The sequence below is a fragment of the Nocardioides sp. NPDC057577 genome (genome assembly GCF_042801335.1).
Classification (GTDB): Bacteria; Actinomycetota; Actinomycetes; order Propionibacteriales; family Nocardioidaceae; genus Nocardioides.
The window spans coordinates 1-20,572 of the sequence record NZ_JBHVGB010000102.1; the positions used below are offsets into that span (position 1 = coordinate 1).

General features: G+C 69.0%; 19 protein-coding genes. 16 read left to right on the forward strand and 3 right to left on the reverse strand.

The window, feature by feature from the left end:
* Positions 1-178: 178 nt before the first annotated feature.
* From ACFU7D_RS18870 to ACFU7D_RS18880, 3 genes are all read left to right on the forward strand, one after another.
* The gene (locus tag ACFU7D_RS18870; protein WP_378869880.1) at positions 179-1,474 is read left to right on the forward strand and encodes a DUF222 domain-containing protein; all 1,296 of its coding nucleotides are present in this window, start codon (positions 179-181) and stop codon (positions 1,472-1,474) included.
* Between the two features lie 121 nt (positions 1,475-1,595).
* Positions 1,596-1,931, forward strand: a complete 336-nt coding sequence (locus tag ACFU7D_RS18875; RefSeq protein WP_378869882.1) for a DUF1048 domain-containing protein — start codon at positions 1,596-1,598, stop codon at positions 1,929-1,931.
* A gap of 185 nt (positions 1,932-2,116) precedes the next feature.
* The gene (locus tag ACFU7D_RS18880; protein ID WP_378869884.1) at positions 2,117-3,004 is read left to right on the forward strand and encodes a bile acid:sodium symporter family protein; all 888 of its coding nucleotides are present in this window, start codon (positions 2,117-2,119) and stop codon (positions 3,002-3,004) included.
* 4 nt (positions 3,005-3,008) lie between these two features.
* On the opposite strand, the gene ACFU7D_RS18885 is transcribed toward ACFU7D_RS18880, so the two are convergent.
* A complete protein-coding gene (locus tag ACFU7D_RS18885) occupies positions 3,009-3,578 on the reverse strand; it encodes a TetR/AcrR family transcriptional regulator (RefSeq protein ID WP_378728225.1) in 570 nt (189 codons plus the stop codon).
* 61 nt (positions 3,579-3,639) lie between these two features.
* Here ACFU7D_RS18885 and ACFU7D_RS18890 point away from each other — a divergent pair, with 61 nt between their 5' ends.
* A complete protein-coding gene (locus ACFU7D_RS18890; protein WP_378869887.1) occupies positions 3,640-4,791 on the forward strand; it encodes an alcohol dehydrogenase catalytic domain-containing protein in 1,152 nt (383 codons plus the stop codon).
* 21 nt (positions 4,792-4,812) lie between these two features.
* Here the strand turns inward: ACFU7D_RS18890 and ACFU7D_RS18895 are convergent, their stop codons facing one another.
* Positions 4,813-6,309 (reverse strand): MFS transporter, encoded by a 1,497-nt coding sequence (locus tag ACFU7D_RS18895; protein ID WP_378869889.1) that lies wholly within the window; start codon positions 6,307-6,309, stop codon positions 4,813-4,815.
* 283 nt (positions 6,310-6,592) lie between these two features.
* On the opposite strand from ACFU7D_RS18895, the gene ACFU7D_RS18900 reads away from it, so the two are divergent.
* From ACFU7D_RS18900 to ACFU7D_RS18945, 10 genes are read left to right on the forward strand one after another with little or no spacing between them, the layout of a single operon-like run.
* Positions 6,593-7,555 carry an ABC transporter ATP-binding protein gene (locus ACFU7D_RS18900; RefSeq protein ID WP_378869891.1) on the forward strand — a complete coding sequence of 321 codons (963 nt, stop codon included), beginning with the start codon at positions 6,593-6,595 and terminating at the stop codon, positions 7,553-7,555.
* Complete coding sequence (locus ACFU7D_RS18905) at positions 7,552-8,553, forward strand: ABC transporter ATP-binding protein (protein WP_378869894.1); 1,002 nt, start codon at positions 7,552-7,554, stop codon at positions 8,551-8,553. The genes ACFU7D_RS18900 and ACFU7D_RS18905 overlap by 4 nt, the downstream gene beginning before the upstream one ends.
* 4 nt (positions 8,554-8,557) lie before the next feature.
* Positions 8,558-9,520, forward strand: coding sequence for an ABC transporter permease (locus tag ACFU7D_RS18910; protein ID WP_378728220.1), 963 nt, complete (start codon positions 8,558-8,560; stop codon positions 9,518-9,520).
* Positions 9,517-10,404: an ABC transporter permease gene (locus ACFU7D_RS18915; protein ID WP_378728219.1), complete on the forward strand. Its 888-nt coding sequence runs from the start codon at positions 9,517-9,519 to the stop codon at positions 10,402-10,404. Before ACFU7D_RS18910 ends, ACFU7D_RS18915 begins: the two co-directional genes overlap by 4 nt.
* 25 nt (positions 10,405-10,429) lie before the next feature.
* Positions 10,430-12,076, forward strand: a complete 1,647-nt coding sequence (locus ACFU7D_RS18920; protein WP_378869897.1) for an ABC transporter substrate-binding protein — start codon at positions 10,430-10,432, stop codon at positions 12,074-12,076.
* The gene (locus ACFU7D_RS18925; protein WP_378869899.1) at positions 12,073-12,954 is read left to right on the forward strand and encodes an MBL fold metallo-hydrolase; all 882 of its coding nucleotides are present in this window, start codon (positions 12,073-12,075) and stop codon (positions 12,952-12,954) included. Before ACFU7D_RS18920 ends, ACFU7D_RS18925 begins: the two co-directional genes overlap by 4 nt.
* 11 nt (positions 12,955-12,965) lie before the next feature.
* Positions 12,966-13,394 (forward strand): Zn-ribbon domain-containing OB-fold protein, encoded by a 429-nt coding sequence (locus ACFU7D_RS18930; RefSeq protein ID WP_378869902.1) that lies wholly within the window; start codon positions 12,966-12,968, stop codon positions 13,392-13,394.
* Positions 13,394-14,536, forward strand: a complete 1,143-nt coding sequence (locus tag ACFU7D_RS18935) for a thiolase (RefSeq protein ID WP_378869904.1) — start codon at positions 13,394-13,396, stop codon at positions 14,534-14,536. The genes ACFU7D_RS18930 and ACFU7D_RS18935 overlap by 1 nt, the downstream gene beginning before the upstream one ends.
* Before the next feature lie 47 nt (positions 14,537-14,583).
* On the forward strand, positions 14,584-15,498 hold the full coding sequence (locus tag ACFU7D_RS18940) for an SDR family oxidoreductase (protein ID WP_378869906.1): 915 nt from the start codon (positions 14,584-14,586) through the stop codon (positions 15,496-15,498).
* Positions 15,495-16,355 (forward strand): MaoC/PaaZ C-terminal domain-containing protein, encoded by an 861-nt coding sequence (locus ACFU7D_RS18945; RefSeq protein ID WP_378728213.1) that lies wholly within the window; start codon positions 15,495-15,497, stop codon positions 16,353-16,355. The genes ACFU7D_RS18940 and ACFU7D_RS18945 overlap by 4 nt, the downstream gene beginning before the upstream one ends.
* Before the next feature lie 21 nt (positions 16,356-16,376).
* Here ACFU7D_RS18945 and ACFU7D_RS18950 read toward each other — a convergent pair whose 3' ends face one another.
* A complete protein-coding gene (locus tag ACFU7D_RS18950; protein ID WP_378728212.1) occupies positions 16,377-17,021 on the reverse strand; it encodes a TetR/AcrR family transcriptional regulator in 645 nt (214 codons plus the stop codon).
* 141 nt (positions 17,022-17,162) lie between these two features.
* On the opposite strand from ACFU7D_RS18950, the gene ACFU7D_RS18955 reads away from it, so the two are divergent.
* Both ACFU7D_RS18955 and ACFU7D_RS18960 read left to right on the forward strand, forming a co-directional pair.
* The gene (locus ACFU7D_RS18955) at positions 17,163-18,335 is read left to right on the forward strand and encodes an acyl-CoA dehydrogenase family protein (protein WP_378869908.1); all 1,173 of its coding nucleotides are present in this window, start codon (positions 17,163-17,165) and stop codon (positions 18,333-18,335) included.
* A gap of 79 nt (positions 18,336-18,414) precedes the next feature.
* The gene (locus ACFU7D_RS18960) at positions 18,415-20,538 is read left to right on the forward strand and encodes an acetate--CoA ligase family protein (RefSeq protein ID WP_378869911.1); all 2,124 of its coding nucleotides are present in this window, start codon (positions 18,415-18,417) and stop codon (positions 20,536-20,538) included.
* Positions 20,539-20,572: the final 34 nt, after the last annotated feature.

Below are 20,572 nucleotides of genomic sequence, written 5' to 3' on the forward strand. Positions count from 1 at the left end.
TCGCCGGCCGCTTCGCGGTCCTTGACTCGGCACCCGATCGAGAAAGATTTCGCCTGTATCGGGGCGGCGGCGAGAGAGTGGCGCGGAGTTCACGTTGCTTGTTCGCTGACTGCGTAACTGTCGTCTGAACAGCATAAACAGGTCGCCTGATACTGGTCGTTCGCATATAATAACCGCTATGTACGAGACCATCGACCGCCTCCTTGACGGGCCATCACCGGGTGCGTCCGAGGGTGAGCTGGTCGACTGGATCGCTCGCCTCGAGGCAGTGAAGTGCACCGCCGAGGCTGTGCAGGCAGAGGCGGCGGTACGTCTGGAGGAAGCCGTCCGCGAGCGTCAATCGGCGGCTGGTGTTCCTGCTCGCAAGCTTGGTGAAGGGGTGGCCTCCCAGGTTGCGTTGGCGCGGCGGGCCTCACCCGAACGCGGCGCGAAGCTGCTCGGGTTGGCGAAGATCCTGATCACCGAGATGCCGCACACCTTCGCGCTCATGAAGGCCGGACTGTTCTCCCAGTGGCAGGCCACCATCCTTGCCCGCGAAACGGCGTGCCTCTCGGTGGAGGACCGTCGCGTCATCGACCATCAACTCTGCGGTCCTGGACCCGACGGGGAGATCCCCAAGGTCGTCTCGATGGGACTACGGCAGCTCGAGAACGCCGCAAAGAAGCTCGCGATCAGTCTCGACCAGGCCTCCGTCGTGGCCCGTGCCGCCAACGCCGTCAAAGACCGTCGGGTCAGCCTGCGGCCGGCACCGGACACGATGACCTGGCTCGGTGCGCTATTGCCGGTCAAGGACGGCGTCGCGGTCTTCGCGGCCCTGGATCGGGCAGCCAAGGCTGCCCACGCAGCGGGTGATGAGCGGACCCGGGGCCAGGTCATGGCCGACACCCTCATCGACCGGGTCACCGGCCGCGAGAGCGCCGGTGCCAAGCCCCGGATCGAGGTCAAGATCGTGATGACCGCCGACGCCCTCACCAACGACGCGGACCAGCCCGCCATGGTCGAGGGCTACGGACCCGTCCCCGCCGCCTGGGCCCGCGAGTCACTCAACGATGCCGAGGTGTTCGTCCGCAGACTGTTCACCGCCCCGGCCGGGCAACTGGTCGCGATGGAGTCCCGCTCACGGAAAGCACCCGACGGGCTGGCCGAGTTCATCACCACCCGCGATGGTGGGACCTGCCGCACCAACGGCTGTGATGCCCCGATCCGCAACATCGACCACATCCAACGCCACACCGACGGCGGGACCACCAGCGCCCAGAACCTCCAAGGGCTCTGCGAACGATGCAACCAAGCCAAAGAAGCCCTCGGCTGGCAGGCCAGACCCGGACCCGACGGCAGCATCATCACCACCACACCCACCGGGCACACCTACACCAGCCCACCACCCGACACCTGGGCACCAGACCCACCGCCCCTGTCCCGGGGAGAACTCCGACTGCGCGATCTGATCCTCAATCACTCCCTGGCGGCCTGACGCCAGCCTTCAGGGAACTCTTTTCGGATCGGTGCTTGACCTTGACGCTGCGTCAGGGCCGCACGCTTCTTCCATCGGCCCCACCAGGGACCGAAACAAACACCGAAGAAGGAGCACCACCATGAACAACCTCCTGACCCGCCTGATCGGTGACAAGAAGGACTGGAAGCGCATGGAAGCCCGCGCGGCCGAGCTCCCCGCCGACTACCGCACCGTCTACAGCGAGATGAAGAGCTACATGTGGCGCTTCACCGCCGGTGACGGCATGGACATCGTCGCCATCCTGCGCGAGGTCCTCGACCAGTTCGAGACCGAGGCCGCCGCCGGCCGCAGCGTCATCGACGTCACCGGCACCGACCTGGCCGCGTTCTGCGACGCCCGGCTGCCCGAGCAGCAGGACGCCTACCGGAACAAGCTGCGGGCCAACCTCAACGAGGTCGCCCAGAAGCTCTCGTGAACCCGGCGATGCTCACCCGCATATCCCCTGTCGCGAGCCGAGAAGGCCGCTCGCGACAGGGGATGCGTTCTTCGCGGGTCGAAATGTCCGGATAAGACTGTGGTTCACCTCGTCCGCGTGGTCCACTGTGACGCACATCTCATACGGCCGATCGTGGCGGCTGCCCTGCATGCTGGAGGAACACAGTGAACGACTCGGCCCTGCTCTCGGTCGGCCTCCCCATCGCCTTGGCCATCATCATGTTCGGACTGGGCCTGAGCCTGACCCCGGGAGACTTCCGCCGGGTCGTGCGCACTCCGCGAGCCGTCTTCGTCGCGCTCACGCTCCAGATCGTGGTCCTGCCGATGATCGCGTTCGGGCTCGTCGTGGTCGCGGACGTGGATCCGCTGATCGCCGTCGGGGTCATGCTGCTGGCAGCGTCGCCGGGCGGGACCACGGCGAACCTGTTCAGCCACCTGTTCCGTGGCGACGTCGCGCTCAACGTGACGCTGACCGCGGTCAACTCGGTGCTCGCGGCGGTGTCGATCCCGTTGATCACCAACGCGGCGATCAGCTACTTCGACGCGGGCGACACCTTGGGACTGCAGTTCGGCAAGGTCGTCCAGGTCATTGCGATCGTTCTGATTCCGGTCGGCATCGGGATGCTGGTGCGGAGCCGGTCGGCGACGTTCGCCGCCCGAGCTGACCGTCCGGTGCGGATCTTCTCGATCGTCGTACTGGCCATGGTCTCGGTCGGCGCGATCCTCGGGGAGCGGGAGAACATCGCCGACTACCTGCGCGAGATCGGCGTGGTCGTGACGCTGTTCTGCTGTGCGAGCCTCTGCCTCGGCTACCTCGGCGCTCGGGTGTTCCGGCTCAGCCAGGCGCAGGCGATCGCCACCTCGATGGAGGTCGGGATCCACAACACCACCGTGGCCCTCACCATCGCCCTCAGCGTGCTCGACAACACGACCGTGGCGATCCCGGCCGCGGTCTACAGCATCGTGATGTACGTCCTCGCCACCGCCTTCGGCTTCCTCATCACCCGCTCGCGCATCGCCCGCAGCTCCACACCGCAGGACATCACCACCTGAACTCCTACTCCCCCGCGAGCAGCGGAGCGATCCGGTCGACGACCACGTCGATCGGCGCCGCCGACCTGGTGACGCGGGCCATCATGATCGCGCCCTCGAGCGAGCTGATGGCCAGCACAGCGAGATCGTCGGCCTCCCGCTCGGCGTGACCCGCGCTGACGAGCAGAGCCGCGAGCGCACCCTGCCAGTCGGCGACGATGCCGCTGACGACAGGCGCCAGGTCAGCGTCGTGGTGGGCCTCCTGCATCGCCGCCCCGACCGGGCATCCGGCCGCGAAGTCGGTGTCGACGAGCTGCGTACGGTAGTGCTGACAGATCGCTGCGAAGACTCTCTCGGGGCCGACGCCGGCAGTGACCGCGTCGCGCAGGTTGCCGGTGACGGTCTCCCCCGCCCAGGTGAGCGCGTCGGTGATGAGCTCGCGACGACCTCCGGGGAAGTGGAATCCCACCGAGCCCCGGGGACCGTTGCTGTGCGCCAGCACCTTGGCCACCGACGTACCGGCGACGCCGTGCTCGCGCAGCAGGAGCGCCGCGCTGGCGACCATCCGCTGCCTGGTGTCGGTCCGCAACCCCATGTACTCATCCTTCGATACTCGCTACTATGCTACGCCACATAGCATATCAAAGGAGACGGGCATGCGAGAGCTCAACCTGATCAAGCCCGGCCAGATCGGCTGGGTCGAGAAACCCGACCCGGTGCTGGTCGACCCGACCGACGCGCTGGTGCGGCCGTTCGTCGCGAGTCGCTGCGACGGCGACGCGCTCCCCCTACACCTCCATGGGATCAAGCATCGGGCGATGCAGGCCGCGATGAGGTCGGGAGTGATCGACCCGACCGTTGCCGACATCATCGGCAAGGAGCCGTTCGCCGGCCCGTTCGGCATCGGTCATGAGGCGATCGCCCAGGTCACCGCCGTCGGCGAGGCGGTGACCGACAAGCGGGTGGGCGACATCGTCGTCGTCCCCTGGGCCGTGTCCTGCGGCACCTGCTACGAGTGTCGCCTCGGCCTGACCGCGAAGTGCTCGACCTTCCTGCCCGCCAGCCCGGGACGTACGCTCTCGTGCTTCGGCTTCGGGCCGATGTCAGGCTCCTGGGGCGGCGTCATCTCCGACACCCTCCGCATCCCGTACGCCGACCACATGCTCGTCCGGGTCCCCGCCGGCGACGACCCGCTGCGGGTCGCTTCGGCCGGAGACAACCTCACCGACGCCTGGCGCGGGGTCGCCCCGACTCTCGCCCAGCGACCGGGTGGTCGCGTCATCGTCATCGGCGGCGGCGCGCAGAGCATCGGCCTCTACTCCGCCGGTCTCGCCGTGCTGCTCGGCGCGGAGCGGGTCGACTACTTCGACGATCGCGACAGCCGCCTGGAGATCGCCGAGAGCTTCGGGGCGACCGCGCACAAGGTCGACGGGACCCGCCGTAGGTCGCAGATGCCCCGGATCACGCAGCGCTACGACGTCGCCGTCGAGGCCTCCTCGACCGGCCAGGGTCTACGCGACGCGCTGCGCGCGCTTCGTCCCGGTGGAATCTGCACCGGCAACGGCTACTACCTGGGGGCGAACACCCTGCTCCCGGTGATGGACATGTACGCCACCAGCGCGACCCTCCAGGTCGGCGTCTCCCACGTCCGACCGCACCTGCCGGAGATGCTCGACTTCATCGCCCGCACCGGCTTCGAGGCCGAGCGTGTCACCAGCCTGCTCGCCGACTGGGACGACGCCGTCGAGGCCTACCCGGCGCACACGACCAAGGTCGTGCTCCACCGCGACCCCCTCGACCTCGCCTGACACCCGGCCGTCCTTCGGGACTCAGTCGAGCATCTCCTTCGGCAGTCCGACCTGTCGGCAACCAGCGACCGAAACCTCGGGCGGCGGCCGGATCGCGTCCTCGGCGTCGGCCCGACGCGGGAACGAGTACCAGGCTCCGACCGCGCCGAGGGCCAGGAGGAAGAGGCAGACCAGCGTGAAGGCCGAGTTGACCGCACCGACACCGTCGGCCGGGACGCTCGCAGCGAGCACAGACTCACCGAGACCGGGCGGAAGGATCGCGGTGAGAAGGGTGAGGGCGACGGCGAGACTGAGTACGTTGCCCGTGTTCTGCAGCATCAGGCGCGTGGCGTTGACGACACCCAGCGCGTCCTCGGGCGCCCGCTCCAGAAGGACCGTCGCGTTGGTGCCGATGAAGAGCCCGGTCGCCAGGCCGACGATCGCGAGCGTCGCCATCACCATCCAGGTCAGCTCGAGATGGATCGCGAGCGCCACCAGAGCGACGCCACACGTACCCACCACCGATCCTCCGGACATGATCTGATGCGGCGTCCAGCGGCGCGAGAGCCAACCGAGGGTCAGTGAGGCACTGATCATCCCGATCGGCATCGGCAGCAGCATCATCCCCGCCGTCCCCGGGGCGACGCCGACGACGCTCTGGAAGTAGAGGCTGGCCAGCACGACCAGCGGGAACCGTCCGGCCCCTGTGAAGAAGCCCGCGAGGAAGAGCTTCCCGACCCGGCGCATGACGGCGACGTCGAGCACCGGAGCCGTCGCGCGCCGTTCGACGAACAGCAGGACCGGGACCAGGACGACCGACCCCACGACGCATCCGATCACCAGAGGATGCAGCCACCCGAGGTCGGTCAGCGACGTGATCCCGAGGGTCAGCATGACCACGCCGACCATGATCACCAGGTTGCCGGGGAGATCGAGACCGACGGCGCGCTTGTCCACCACAGGTCGCGGCAGCAGCAGATGTCCCGCCACCAACGCGGTCAGACAGACCGGCACGTTGAACCAGAACACCCACTGCCAGCCGACGTGGTCGACGATCAGCCCGCCGAGCGTCGGCCCAAGCAGGTTGGCGGTGGGGAACGAGGCGGCGTACAGGCCCATCGCGCCGCCCAGGGACGAGCGGGGGAAGGCCTGGTGGATGAGGGTGGCGCCGTTGCCGATGAGCACCGCGCCGCCGATCGCGGCGACCACACGGAGCCCGATGAGGACCTCGACGTTCGGAGCGAAGCCGGCCAGCAGGCTCGCCAGCGAGAAGAGGACCAGCCCGCCCAGGTAGAGGCTCCGCTGCCCCCAGACATCGCTGAGGCGGCCGAAGAGGAGCAGGCAGGCGGTGTTGGCGACCATGTAGGAGAGCAGGAGCCAGCTCCCCTCCGCCGAGCTCACCTCGAACTCCCGGCTCAGCGTCGGCAGCGCGACGTTGAGAGAGCTCGCGTTGAGTGCCATCACCGCGCTGACCAGGCAGACCACGATCAGGGTGGAACGCGCAGCGGCACTCACCTCAGTGGGTTCGGACTCGCTCATTCCACCTCCTGCGCCGTCCGAGACGGCGCCGCCTGCGTCGTACGCCACGGCACGACCCTGCGCCGGACGAGGTGTCACGAGAAGAAAGTCCGATATCCGGATTGTGACCCTTGACACACTCGTTTGGCGACCCAATGATGAATCTCATCCTAGAGCGTGATTCTAGATTGAGCCACCAACATCGGCGACCGACACCCGGTCGCGGACACGAACTGGAGGGTCCGACATGAGAGCACCAACTGGGTCCGCGAATGAGCCGCTTCTGCGCATCGAGGACCTCCACGTGGAGTTTCGGACCGGGGGCGGAACGGTCGAGGCGCTCAACGCCGTCGACCTCTGGATCGACGCGGGCGAGACCGTCGCCGTCGTCGGCGAGTCCGGCTCCGGCAAGAGCGTCACGGCGCTCGCCGTGCTCGGCCTGCTGGGCAACGGCCGGGTCAGCGGCGGTCGGATCACCTGGGACGGCAGGGACATCACCGGAGCCGACAACCACGACATGCGCGGCGTGCGGGGCAAGGACATCTCGGTGATCTTCCAGGACCCGATGACCTCGCTCGACCCCCTCTTCACGATCGGGCACCAGCTCGTCGAGGCCTACCGGATCCACCACGCCGTCTCGAAACGGAAGGCACGCGAGCGCGCGGTCGAGCTGCTGGACCTCGTCGGCATCCCCGAGCCCGAGACCAAGTTCAAGGCGTACCCCCACCAGCTCTCGGGCGGCCAGCGGCAACGGGTCATGATCGCCGGCGCGCTGGCCTGCGACCCACGCCTGCTCATCGCCGACGAGCCGACCACCGCCCTCGACGTCACCGTGGAGGCCCAGGTCCTGGCGCTGATCCGCGACCTCCAGGACCGAACCGGGGTCGGGCTGATGCTGATCACCCACGACATGGGCGTGGTCGCCGAGATGGCCGACCGGGTGGTCGTCTTCTACGCCGGGCAGGTCGTCGAGACCGGCACCGCGGACGAGATCCTCGACCGGCCGCAGCACCCCTACACCCAGGCGCTGCTCGATGCGATCCCGCGACGCGACACCCCGCGCGACCAGGAGATGCCGGCGATCCCCGGCGCCGTGCCCGCCCTCAACGAGATGCCCAGCGGCTGCCGCTTCGCCACCCGCTGCTCCGAGGCCGGCCCCGAGTGCGAGACGTCCCAGCCGCTACGGGACATCGCCGGCCGACAGGTCCGCTGCTGGCGTCCGGACGAGGAGCGCGCCCTCGCGCCGATGGCGGAGGTGGCCCGATGATCGTCCCCGGCGCCGCTCCCCTCGTCGAAGCACACGGTCTGGTCAAGCACTTCGGCGACGGCAAGGGCCTCCTCACTCCGCGTCGTCCACCTGTACGCGCCGTGGACGGTGTCTCCCTGACCATCAAGCGCGGCGAGACCCTCGGACTGGTCGGGGAGTCGGGCTCCGGGAAGTCGACCCTCGGGCGTCTGATCCTCCGGCTGATCGAGCCGACCAGCGGCTCGGTCACCTTCGACGGTCAAGACATCGCCGCGCTCTCGAAGGGCAGCCTGACGCAGCTCCGCAAGCGGATGCAGCTCGTCTTCCAGGACCCGTTCAGCTCGTTCAACCCACGGATGACCATCGCGCAGGTGCTGACCGAGCCGATGATGGTCCACGGCATGAGCGACAGGGCCGGCCGCATCAAACGCGCCAAGGAGCTGCTCGACCTGGTCGGCCTCCCCTCGTTCGCGCTGGAGCGCTATCCCCACCAGTTCTCCGGCGGCCAGGCGCAGCGCATCGGGATAGCCCGAGCACTCGCCACCGACCCCGACCTCATCGTCTGCGACGAGGCGGTCAGCGCCCTCGACGTCTCCGTCCAGGCGCAGGTGCTCAACCTGCTCAAGGAGGTCCAGCGCGAGCTCGGGCTCTCCTATCTCTTCATCGCGCACGACCTCAACGTGGTGCGCTACATCTCCGACCGCGTCTGCGTGATGTATCTCGGCAAGCTCGCCGAGGTGGCTCACGCCGACGACATCAGCGAGCGGCCGAGACATCCCTACTCACAGGCTCTGATGGCGTCGATCCCCTCCCCCGACGCCCATCACCAGCTGCGTACGCCACTTGCCGGCGAGATCCCCAGCCCGCGGCGGCCCCCGGCCGGCTGCCGGTTCCACCCACGCTGCAGCCAGCGCGTCGACGGCTGCGACCGCAACGAGCCGGAGCTGCTGACCATCGGCAGCTCGAGCGACGCCCGAAGCGTCGCCTGCCACCTCTTCGACCCCACTCCCGCGAGGTGATCGCATGCTTCTCTACGCCGGACGACGCCTGACCTACGGCCTGCTCGTGCTCGCCCTGGTCGCCACTCTGGTCTTCCTCATCATCCGACTGATCCCCGGCGACGCGGTGCGGCTCCAGCTGGCCGACGCCCCCGGCGTCACCCAGGCCCAGATCGACCAGCGCACCGCCGAGCTCGGCTTGGACGAGCCGCTCCTGACCCAGTTCGGCCACTTCGTGGGCGGGCTCGCCCAGGGGGACCTGGGCGACTCGTTCGACGACGAACGCCCCGTCACGACCAAGATCCTCGAGCGCCTTCCCGCCACCCTCGAGCTCGGGCTGCTGGCCATCCTCTTCGGCATCCTGCTCGGCGTGCCGTTCGGCATGCTCTCGGCGATCCGGCATCACAGCGTCGTCGACAACGTCATGCGGTTCCTGGCGGTCATCGGCATGTCGCTGCCGAACTTCTGGCTGGCTCTCCTTCTGATCACCTTCCTGGCACTCTGGTTCGGCTGGTCCCCACCCCTGGTCTACGCCTCTCCCACCGAGGACCTCGGCCAGAACCTCGTCCACATGGCGCTCCCGGCGATAGCCCTGGGCGCTGCGACGATGGCGAGCATCGCCCGGATGCTGCGCTCCTCGCTGCTGGAGGTGCTCGGCTCCAACTTCATCCGCACCATCCGCTCCCGCGGCGCGTCCGAGCGCGTGGTCGTGCTCAAGCACGCCGGCCGCAGCTCGCTGATCCCGGTCTTCACGGTGCTCGGCCTGCAGGTGGGTCACATCCTCGGCGGCACCGTCATCCTCGAACGGATCTTCGCCATCCCGGGGATGGGGTCGCTGATCTTCGAGGCGGTCGGGCAGCGCGACTACCCGGTCATCCTCGGCTGCGTCATCTTCTACGGCGCCATCTTCATCCTCGTCAACGTCGTGGTCGACCTGCTCTACGCGGTCATCGACCCGCGGATCCGTTACGAAGGAGCCTCGGCATGAGCATCGCCATCTCCGGGACCGCGCGCGCGGCCCGCCGACCACGAGCCCGCAGCGGCCTGCGCCGGTTCACCAGGGAGCAGCCCCTCGGCGCCGTCGCCCTCTTCCTGATCACACTCTTCGTCGTGGTGGCCGTCCTGGCGCCCTGGATCGCCCCGTACGACCCGCTCGCCCAGGACCGGGTGAACCTCCTGACCGCTCCGGGGGTCGGAGGGCATCTCGCCGGCACCGACGAGCTCGGCCGGGACGTCTTGAGCCGGTCGCTCTACGGCGCCCGGACGTCCCTGTTGATCGCGGTCGCCACGCTCGCTCTCGGCGGTGCGATCGGCCTGGTCGTCGGTGTCGTGTCCGGCTACTTCGGCGGCACCTGGATCGACTCCGTGCTCCAGCGCATCATGGACGCGCTGATGGCGATCCCCTCGATCGTGCTGCTGCTCTTCGTGGCCGCCCTGCTCGGCCCGAGCGTACGCAACACCGTGATCGCCCTCAGCCTGCTGGTGATCCCCTCGATCAACCGCGTGGCCCGGGGCGAGATGCTCCGCATCCGCGAGGAGCCGTACGTCGAGGCCGCCCGCTCGGTCGGCTGCGGCACCCCACGGATCCTGATCCGCTACGGCCTGCCCAACCTGATGGCCCCGCTCTTCGTCATGGGCTCGCTGCTCTTCGCGGTCATCCTCATCGCCGAGTCCGCGCTCAGCTTCCTGGGCATCGGCACCCCGCCGCCGACACCCTCGTGGGGCCGGATGCTGAGCGAGGGACGCAGCCAGCTCGAGATCGCCCCGTGGATGACCGTCGTTCCCGGCCTGATCCTCTCCGTGTCCGTCCTGGCGTTCAACCTGCTCGGCGACGCCATGCGCGACTTCCTCGACCCCAAACAGCGCCGCTAGCCCCATCCCACCCAAGGAGTCCGTGATGTCCCACCCCATGCTTCGCCTCTCGAGATCACAGGCCCGGACCGCCGGTGCGGTCGTGGCCGCTGCCTGCCTCGCCCTGACCACCGCCTGCGGCGCGGGCGGAACCGCCTCCGGCAAGGGCAAGATCGTCGAGGATGCCGGACCGCCCCAGGACGGCGGCATCCTGCACACCGCGGCCACCGCCGACGCGCCTTCGCTGGACATCCAGAAGGAGGCGTCCTACATGACCCACGTCGCGGTCGGGACGGTCTACAGCCGCCTGGTCGCGCCGAAGACCGGCAAGGACGTCACGTACGGCTCGAGCGAGCTCGAGGGCGACCTGGCCGAGAAGTGGTCGAAGTCGGAGGACCTGAAGACCTGGACCTTCAACCTGCGTCAGGGCGTCAAGTTCCACGACAAGCCCCCGGTCAACGGCCGCGAGTTCACCTCGGCCGACGTCAAGTGCACCGTCGACCGGATCAAGACCCTGCCCGGCCACCAGCTCGGACTGGTCGCCGGCGTCACGAAGGTGGAGACCCCGGACCCCTACACCGTGGCCTTCACGCTCGCGTCTGCGAACACCGCCTTCGACCAGACGATGGCCAACCCGTTCATGGCGATCCTTCCCTGCGAGGGCACCAAGGGCGAGTTCAACCTGGCCGAGGAGGCGATCGGCACCGGCCCGTTCGTCCTGAAGAGCTGGAAGCGCGACCAGGAGCGCGTGATGGAGAAGAACCCCGACTACTTCATCGAGGGTCTCCCCCACCTGGACGGCATCCAGACCACCGTGCTCCCCGACGCCCAGGCCCAGATCGCCGCGCTGCGCAGCGGCAAGCTCGACATGATCGCCTCGCTCTCCACCGAGAAGCGCCAGGTCGACCAGCTCCTCAGCCAGATCGACGGGCTGCAGCTGCGTACGGAGAAGGGGATCACCCAGACCCGGGTCTTCATGAACGCCGAGAAGGGGCCGTTCAGCAAGCTGGAGGTCCGCCGCGCCGTCGCGCACGCGATCGACAAGGAGGGGATGATCAAGGCCCTGAGATCGGGCGGGACGCTCACCGGTCCCATCTCGCCGACCCTCTTCGGGGCGCTGCCCCAGGACGAGGTCGACGGGCTGCTGGAGTACGACCCCGAGAAGGCCAAGAAGCTCCTGGCAGACGCCGGCTACCCCGACGGCTTCTCCGCCGACCTGGTCGCCACCGACGGCTACGGCGAGACCATCCTGCGCGAGGCCCAGTGGGTCCAGGAGGACCTCGCCAAGATCGGCATCAAGCTGACCATCGACCAGCAGGACTACGCCACCTACGTCAGCTCGACCTGGCCCGAGACGAAGTACGACATCATGTACGGCCTGCAGACCCCGATGCTGACGGCCGACGAGTACCTCACCTCGGAGTACACCAGCACCGGCACCCGCAACTGGTCGAAGGTCGACGACCCGGAGCTCGACAAGATGGTCGCCGCCCAGCGCGTCGTCACCGACGAGGCACAGCGGGAGAAGGCGCTGCAGGACATCGAGCGCTACATCATGGAGAACGTCTCCACGCCGCTGCCGCTGTACGCCTACGACACCCAGACGCTCTACTCGGGCAAGGTCCACGACTACTACCCGCACCCGGACTACTCCTCCCGCGAGCTCCAAGACGTCTGGATGGAGCAGGAGTGAGCAGCGGCCCTCCCGTCCAGGATGAGCACCGCCGGGACGACTCCTGCCGCATCGACGCGATCTGGGACGTCGGCGGGGCCCCGCCTCGACCCGGGGAGCCGGTGGAGGTCACCGATGGCGTCCACCTGCTGCTCGCGCCGAACGCCAACCACTGGACGTACGAGGGCACCAACACCTGGATCGTCGTCGGGGAAGGTCGGGCCGTGGTCATCGACCCCGGTCCGACCGACCCCGAGCACCTGGACCGGATCGACGAGGTGGTGCGCGGGGCCGGTGCCCGCGTCGAGACGATCCTGCTCAGCCACCATCACGGCGACCACTCCCAGGCCGCGCATGCGGTGGCCGAGCGCTGGCAGGCCACCATCAGGCCACGGGTCCAGCACGGGACCATCCCCGACGGGACCCGGATCGACCTGGGCCGACGCACCGAGATCCGCACTCTCGCCACCCCCGGGCACACCTCGGACGGGGTGAGCTTCTCGCTCGGCGACCGCCGCGTGATGCTCACCGGGGACACCGTGCTGGCCCGGTTCAACCCCTACATCTCGCACCCCGACGGCACCATCGCGGACATGCTCGGCTCGATGGCCCGGATCGCCGACCTGGTCGACGACGACTGGATCCTCCTGCCGGGGCACGGGCCGGCGGTGCGTGAGCCCACGACGTACCTGCGTGCTCGGATCGCCGACCGGCAGCGACGGATCGACCAGGTGGCCGCGCTGCTGGCCGACGGCGTCGCCCGCGAGCACGTCTCCGACCACGTCTACGCCAAGGTCGACGACCAACGTCGTCCGGCCGCCAGGGCCTCGGTCGAGGCCATCCTCCATTACCTCGACACCCGCGCACCGCGGAAGCGGGAGAAGGGCAGCACCAGATGAGGCAGCACACCATGAGAACGGCAACTCCCGAGGTCTCGCCGCAGGCGCGGTTCGCGCCACGGGCGACACCGGAGACCCAGCCGTACTGGGACGCCACGGCCGCCGGCAGGCTCGATCTGCCGAAGTGCCGTCCCTGCAACCAGGTCTTCTTCTATCCGCGCTCCTCCTGCCCGCGGTGCGGCTCCACCGATCTCGAGTGGGTCACCTGCTCGGGCAGGGGCATGCTGCACACCTACATCGTGTCCCACCGTCCCGCACCGGGCTTCCCGGTGCCGACCGTGATCGCCGTGGTCGAGCTCGAGGAGGGGCCACGGATGATGACCAACCTGGTCGATGCGGATCCGGACGAGCTCGAGCTCGACATGCCGGTGGAGGTGCGCTTCGAGCAGCGCACGGACGTCGCCGTGCCCGTCTTCGCCCCGATGAAGGAGAACGCCTGATGAGCCGCGACGTCGTCATCATGGGTGCCGCCGAGACCGACATCGGCAAGCTGCCCACCACCTCGACCCTCGAGCTGCACGTCGAGGGCGCCCGTCGGGCCCTCGCGGACGCGAACCTGACCAAGGACCAGGTCGACGGCATCGCCTCGGTCTCCGTCCCCGGCCCGATCCAGGTCGCACACAGCCTGGGGATCACCCCGACCTATGTCGACGGCACCGGCGTCGGCGGCGCCTCGTTCCTCTTCCACGTACGTCACGCGACAGCGGCGATCAAGGCGGGCTACGCCGACGTCGTGCTGGTGACCCACGGCGAGTCCGGCCGGTCCCGGGTGGGCGCACCGATGCACCCCCGCGCCAACGACTCGGTGATGGCGCAGTTCGAGATGCCGTACGGGATCACCGGTCCGCCGACGAGCTTCACCGTGCCCGCCCGACGGTTCCTGCACGAGACCGACAACACCCTCGAGCAGCTCGCCGAGGTCGCGGTCGCGCAGCGGCGCTGGGCCGCCCGCAACCCTCGGGCGATGTTCCGCGATGAGATCAGCGTCGACGACGTCCTCGGCGCCAAGATGATCGCGGACCCGTTCACCCTGCTGATGTGCTGCCTGGTGACCGACGGCGGCGGCGCCCTGGTCGTGGCCTCCCGCGAGTTCGCCGAGGCGCACGGGAGCGACAAGCCGCTGGTCCACATCCTCGGCACCGGCGAGGCGGCCACCACGCCGCTGATCTCGCAGATGGAGGACATGACCCGCTGCAAGCAGTTCACCCTGTCCAGCCAGGCGGCGTTCAAGGAGTCGGGCATCTCCCAGGCCGACATCGACCACCTGATGATCTACGACGCCTTCGCCCACGTGCCCCTCTACGGCCTGGAGGACATGGGCTTCGTCGGCCGCGGGGAGTCGGGTGCGTTCATCGCCGAGGGCAACACCTCCCCCGGCGGGTCGCTGCCGCTCAACACCAACGGCGGCGGCATGTCCTACACCCACACCGGCATGTACGGGATGTTCGCGATCCAGGAGTCCGTACGCCAGCTGCGCGGCGAGGCCGCCGCGCAGGTCGACGACGCCGCCACCAGCCTCGTGCTCGGCAACGGCGGCATGTTCATGAGCGCGGCGACCCTGATCCTCGCCAACCGGCCCTGAACAGGCCCTCAACCAGCACTGACCCCACCACCCGAAGGAGCAGACCTATGGCAAGCACCGACCGACAGGTAGTCATCATCACCGGCGCCGGCCGCGGCCTCGGCCGCGCACATGCGCTCGAGTTCGCCCGCCGGGGCGCCGCCGTCGTCGTCAACGACCTCGGCGCCGGACTCGACGGCACCGGCAAGGCCGACGACCCCGCGCAGCAGGTCGTCGAGGAGGTACGCGCGCTCGGCGGCGAGGCGATCGCCAACGGCAGCGACATCAGCGACCCGGAGGGCGCCCAGAAGCTGTTCCAGGACGCCCTCAACGAGTGGGGCAGGGTCGACGTACTGGTCAACAACGCCGGGATCCTGCGCGACCGGATGCTGGTCAACATGTCGATCGACGAGTGGGACGCGGTCGTCAAGGTCCATCTGCGTGGCACGTTCGCGCCGATGAGCGTGGCCGCCCAGCACTGGCGCGAGCTGTCCAAGCAGGGTGAGGACGTGGACGCCCGGATCATCAACACCACCTCCTCCTCGGGCATCTACGGCAACCCGGGGCAGATCAACTACGGCGCCGCCAAGGCCGGCATCGCGGCAATGACCGTCATCGCCGCCCAGGAGCTGCGCCGCTACGGCATCACCGTGAACGCGATCGCCCCGGCGGCGCTGACCCGGATGACCGAGAACCTCAACCCCAACCGGCCCCAGGTGGCCGAGGGTGAGTGGAACCCGGGCGCACCGGAGAACGTCTCCCCCGTGGTGGCCTGGCTGGCCTCTCCGAACGCGCGCGAGGTGACCGGTCGCGTCTTCAACGTACGCGGAGGGCACGTGAGCGTGGCCGAGGGCTGGGTCGCCGGCCCGACCGAGGAGAAGGAGGGCCCCTGGACGGTCGACGAGCTCGATGTCGTGCTGCCCAGCATGATCGCGGCGGCCCGGGCGAACTCGCTCACCAGCGGAAGGACGCCGGAGGCATGAGTCTCGACCAGTCAGTCATCGGCATACGTTCCGAGCCCGAGGAGCGGTCCTGGACCGGTGCCGACACGCTGCTGTACGCCCTCGGCGTCGGCGCCGGGCACGACGACCCGCTGAGCGACCTGAGCTACACCAGTGAGCACGGGGACGACGCGTGCCCGGAGCAGAAGGTGCTGCCGACGTTCGGGGTGATGGTCACCTGGGGCGCCAGGCGTGGCGGGAGGAGGATGGGCGACTTCAACCCGGCCATGCTCGTCCACGCCGAGCAGGAGGTCGTCCTGCACCGGCCCCTGACCGCCGAAGGCACCGTCTCGCTCACGTCCCAGGTGACCGGCATGTACGACAAGGGCTCGGGAGCCCTGGTCGCGAGCGAGGCCCAGGCGGTCGATCCGGCGACGGGCGAAGCCGTCGTGACCACGCGCAGCTCCGTGTTCATCCGGGGCGAGGGCGGGTTCGGAGGTGACCCGGGCCCCAGGGTCGCCTCACCGATCCCCGAGCGCGACCCGGACGAGCTGGTGACGATGCCGACCTGGCCCGGCCAGGCGCTGCTCTACCGGCTCAGCGGTGACCGCAACCCGCTGCACTCGGACCCGCGCTTCTCCGCGCGAGGCGGGTTCGAGCGCCCGATCCTGCACGGTCTGTGCACCTACGGGGTCACCGGCCGGGCGCTGATCGGCACGATCGCAGGTGGCGACGGGGACGCGATGGCCTCGATGGCCGGCCGGTTCTCCTCGCCGGTCCTTCCCGGCGAGACCCTTCAGGTCGCGATGTGGCGGGTCGATGAGGGGACGTCCGCATTCCAGACCCGGAAGGAGGACGGCACCGTGGTCATCGACCGCGGGCTGGCCACATGGCGCTGATCCTCGAAAGCTCTCCGGGAGCTACTCGGCCGCCTGAGCCGCGGGCTCGGCGACCTCCCCGACGAAGAGCCGTTGGGCCAAGGCGATCGCGTGCCGAGACACCCGCCGCGCCTGGCGCTTGGTCTCGCACGCGGCCGTCATCCGGGCCGCCTCGCCGATGAGCGCGGTCAGGATCGCACCGAGCAGCTGGTTCTCCTCGCTGACGCCGAGGCCGAGCACCTGCAGGTTGCGGCGGATCCACTCGATGTTGCGGCGGCGGCGCATCATCTCGAAGCCTGGCGGGCCGTCGCCGGCGTAGAAGACGGGCAGCAGCTCCCGGTCCTCCCAGACCGCGTCGAGGTAGGCCAGGGCACCTGCCTCGAACTGGTCGAGCGGGGCCTCGACGCCGCTCTTGCGCGCCTTCGCGACGCTGGCGGCCGCCGCGGCGGCCAGCCTGTCGACGTACTCCTCCCACAGGGCGAGGTAGAGCTGCTCCTTGCCACCGAAGTGGTGGTAGACGCTCCCGACGCTGGAGCCGGCACGGGCCACCACGTCGGAGACGCTGGCCACGGCGTAGCCCTTCTCCGCGAAGACCTCGCGCGAGGCGTCCAGGAGCTGACGGCGCGTCTCCTCCGTCTTCGCCCAGCGACGCCCTCCCGGGCGCTGCGATTCGACCTCTAGGGCCATCGTTCACTCCTCGTCGTGGTGCCGGGATCTTCTCACAATATGCGCAATTCCTCTTGACGACGAACCGCTACTGCGTGACTCTTCTCATAGTCCATTCTAGAAAACGATTCTAGAAACTCACTCTAACCGAAGGAGCGGGCAATGATCGACTTCGCGCTGGGAGAAGAGCATCGAGCAGTCAAGGAGGCCGTGCGCCAGTTCGTCACCAAGGAGGTGATGCCACTGGAGGACCAGGTCCTCCTCAACGAGCGCAACGGCCGTCCTGCGCTCGAGCCGGGACAGCTCAAGGACCTGCAGGCCAAGGCCCGCAAGTACGGCTACTGGGGCATCAACACCCCGGAGGAGTACGGCGGCATGGCCGCGGGAGCGGTGATGTCGGCGATCATCGCGGGTGAGGCCGGCCGCACCTACGTGCCGTTCCGCTTCGGCGGCAGCGCGGACAACATCCTCTACGCCGGTACCGAGGAGCAGAAGCAGGAGTACCTCATCCCGACCATCGAGGGTGAGCGCCGCAGCTGCTTCGCGATCACCGAGCCCGGTGCCGGCTCCGACGCCCGCAGCATCCGGTCCAGAGCGGTCCGTGACGGCGACGACTGGGTGATCAACGGCGAGAAGGTCTTCATCACCAACGGCAACGAGGCCGACTTCGTGATGGTCTTCGCCGTCACCGACCCGGAGAAGGGCGCCGACGGCGGCGTCACCTGCTTCCTGGTCGACCGGGCGATGGGCTGGGAGTCCACGCCCATCCCGACCATGGGCGAGTGGGGCCCGGCGGCGCTCAGCTTCCAGGACGTACGCGTCCCGAACGACCACATCCTCGGCGAGGAGGGCAAGGGCTTCGAGCTGGCGATGCAGTGGATCGGCAACGGTCGCTTCATGATCCCGGCCGGGGCGATCGGTGCCGCGGAGCGGATGCTCGAGATGGCGATCGAGCACGCCAACAACCGGCACTCGATGGGCCAGCCGATCGCCAACTACCAGTTCATCCAGGGCCACATCGCCGACAGCGCGGTCGAGCTGGAGGCCGCCCGCTGGCTGACCCTCCATGCCGCCTGGCAGGTCGAGAACAAGATGGACGCCCGCCACGCTTCGTCCATCGCGAAGCTGTACGGCACCAACATGGCCAACCGCGTCGTCGACCGCGTCCTCCAGATCCACGGCGGGATGGGCTACACCAAGGAGCTCCCGCTGGAGCGCTGGTACCGCGAGCTGCGCCTGCTCCGCATCTTCGAGGGCACCGACGAGATCCAGCGCCGCACCATCGCCCGAAACCTGCTCAAGGGCAACGTCAAGGTGGGAGCGTCGTTGGCATGAGCGAGCGCAAGCGAGCGAGCATCAGATACATCATGGCGCCGCGTCCGTATTATCGCGCCTGCGCTACGGAGGTGGCGCCATGAGCATCCTCGACGCCGACCGGCTGCAGGAGTTCTTCCGCCCGAAGTCGGTCGCCCTGGTGGGGGCGACCGACAAGTCGGGCTGGTCACTGAGCACCTACAACAACCTTCTCCAGCACGGCTTCTCCGGTGACGTGCATCTGGTGAACCCCAAGACGCCTGTCGTCCACGGTGTCGAGACCCACCGCAGCCTCTCCGCCATCCCGGGGCCGGTCGACCTCGCCTACGTCATGACGCCGATCGAGGTCGTACCGCTGGTCCTGGAGGAGGGTGCGGCTCGCGGCATCCGGAACTACGTCATCCTCACCGCCGGCTACGGAGAGGTCGGTGAGGAGGGCGCGATCCGAGAGCAGGAGGTCGCCGACATCGCCCGCAGGCACGACCTGACCGTCCTCGGCCCCAACGGGAACGGGTTCATCAACGCGGCCGACTCGATCACGCCGTACGGCCTGCCCATCCCTCCGCCGCTCCTGGGTGGTTCCGTCGGGGTCGTGCTGCAGAGCGGTGCGCTGGCCAGCAACGTGCTGGCCTTCGCCCAGGCCCGCAACATCGGGATCTCGCTCCTGGTCTCGATGGGCAACGAGACCGCGATGTCGGTGACCGACGTGATGAACGCGCTGGTCGACTCCCCGAGCACCAAGGTGATCGCGCTCTTCCTGGAGAGCATCCGGCACCCGGACGAGTTCGCCGACATCGCCCGGCGTGCGCTGGCGGCGGGCAAGCCGATCGTGGCTCTCAAGATCGGCCGTAGCGCCAAGGCTTCCCGGACCGCCCAGGCACACACGGGGGCGCTGGTCGGTGACGACAGGACCGTCGACGCCGCCTTCCGTCAGCTCGGCGTGATCCGCGTGGGCTCGTTGGAGGACCTGATGGTCACCGCCGGCATGCTCGCCGAGACCGGTCCGCTCCCGGGCAACCGGATCGGCGTCGTCACCCCCTCGGGCGGCGCCTCCGAGATCATCTCCGACCGGGCCGAGGACGAAGGGCTCGACCTGCCGGAGTTCGCCGAGACGACCACGGCAGCGCTCCGGGAGGTGCTGCCGCCCTTCGCCACGCCGAACAACCCGCTCGACGTCACCGGCTACGTGCTGCTCGACCGGCAGCTCATGTCGAAGGCACTCGGCGTCGTCGCCGCCGACCCCGGTGTCGACGTCATCATGCTGCTGCAGGACATGCCGCGGACGACACCCGACTTCGACCTCGCGGTGGAGACCTACCGGCACACGGGTGGGGTGATCCGTTCCTCGCCGAAGCCGGTCGTGATCGTGGGCAACGTCCTGATCGACGTGAGCGAGACCGGACGGGCCCTGCGGGAAGCGGCGAGCTACCCGCAGATCGCGGGTGGCATCGAGCACGGGATGACGGCGCTGGGCCACGCGGTCCGCTGGTCCCAGACCTACCGGCACCATCAGGCCGGCGCGGATACGCCGGTCGAGGTCGAGGTGACCGTCGCGGACGGTCTGCCACCGCTCACCGGGACGTGGACCGAGCGTCCTGCATCCGCGTTCCTGGCGGCCAACGGCATCCCGATGGTGCCGTCCCGGGTGGCCACCTCCCCCGACGAGGCCGCGCGCCACGCCGAGGAGGTCGGCTTCCCCGTGGTGCTGAAGGCGGCCGCCGACGATCTGGAGCACAAGAGCGACCTCGGTGGCGTGGAGCTCGGCCTCCACGACGCGGAGTCGGTCCGCGCCGCGGCAGCACGGATCGCCGACTCGCTCGCGAAGGCCGGCCACGACGGCACCACGACCGTCGTCCAGCCGATGCGCTCAGGTGGCACGGAGCTGCTCGTCGGTGTCGTCCGCGATCCGTCGTGGGGGCTCACGCTGGCGGTCGCGATGGGTGGGATCTGGGTCGAGATCCTCGGCGACTCCCAGCTCCGCCTGCTGCCCGTCTCGGAGGCCGAGGCCCGGCGGGCCGTCGAGTCGTTGCGCAGCGCCGCCGTTCTCCGGGGCGCCCGCGGCCAGGCACCGGTCGACCTGGACGCGCTCGCCGGTGTGGTGGCCAGGATCGGCGCGATCGCCGTCGCTCTCGGCGACGACCTCGAGTCGCTCGAGGTCAACCCGCTGCTGGTCTCCGGGGACCGGATCGAGGCGCTCGACGCGCTCATCACCTGGCGGAGCTGATCCGCCTCACCGGGCCCCGGGGTGCGTACAGCAT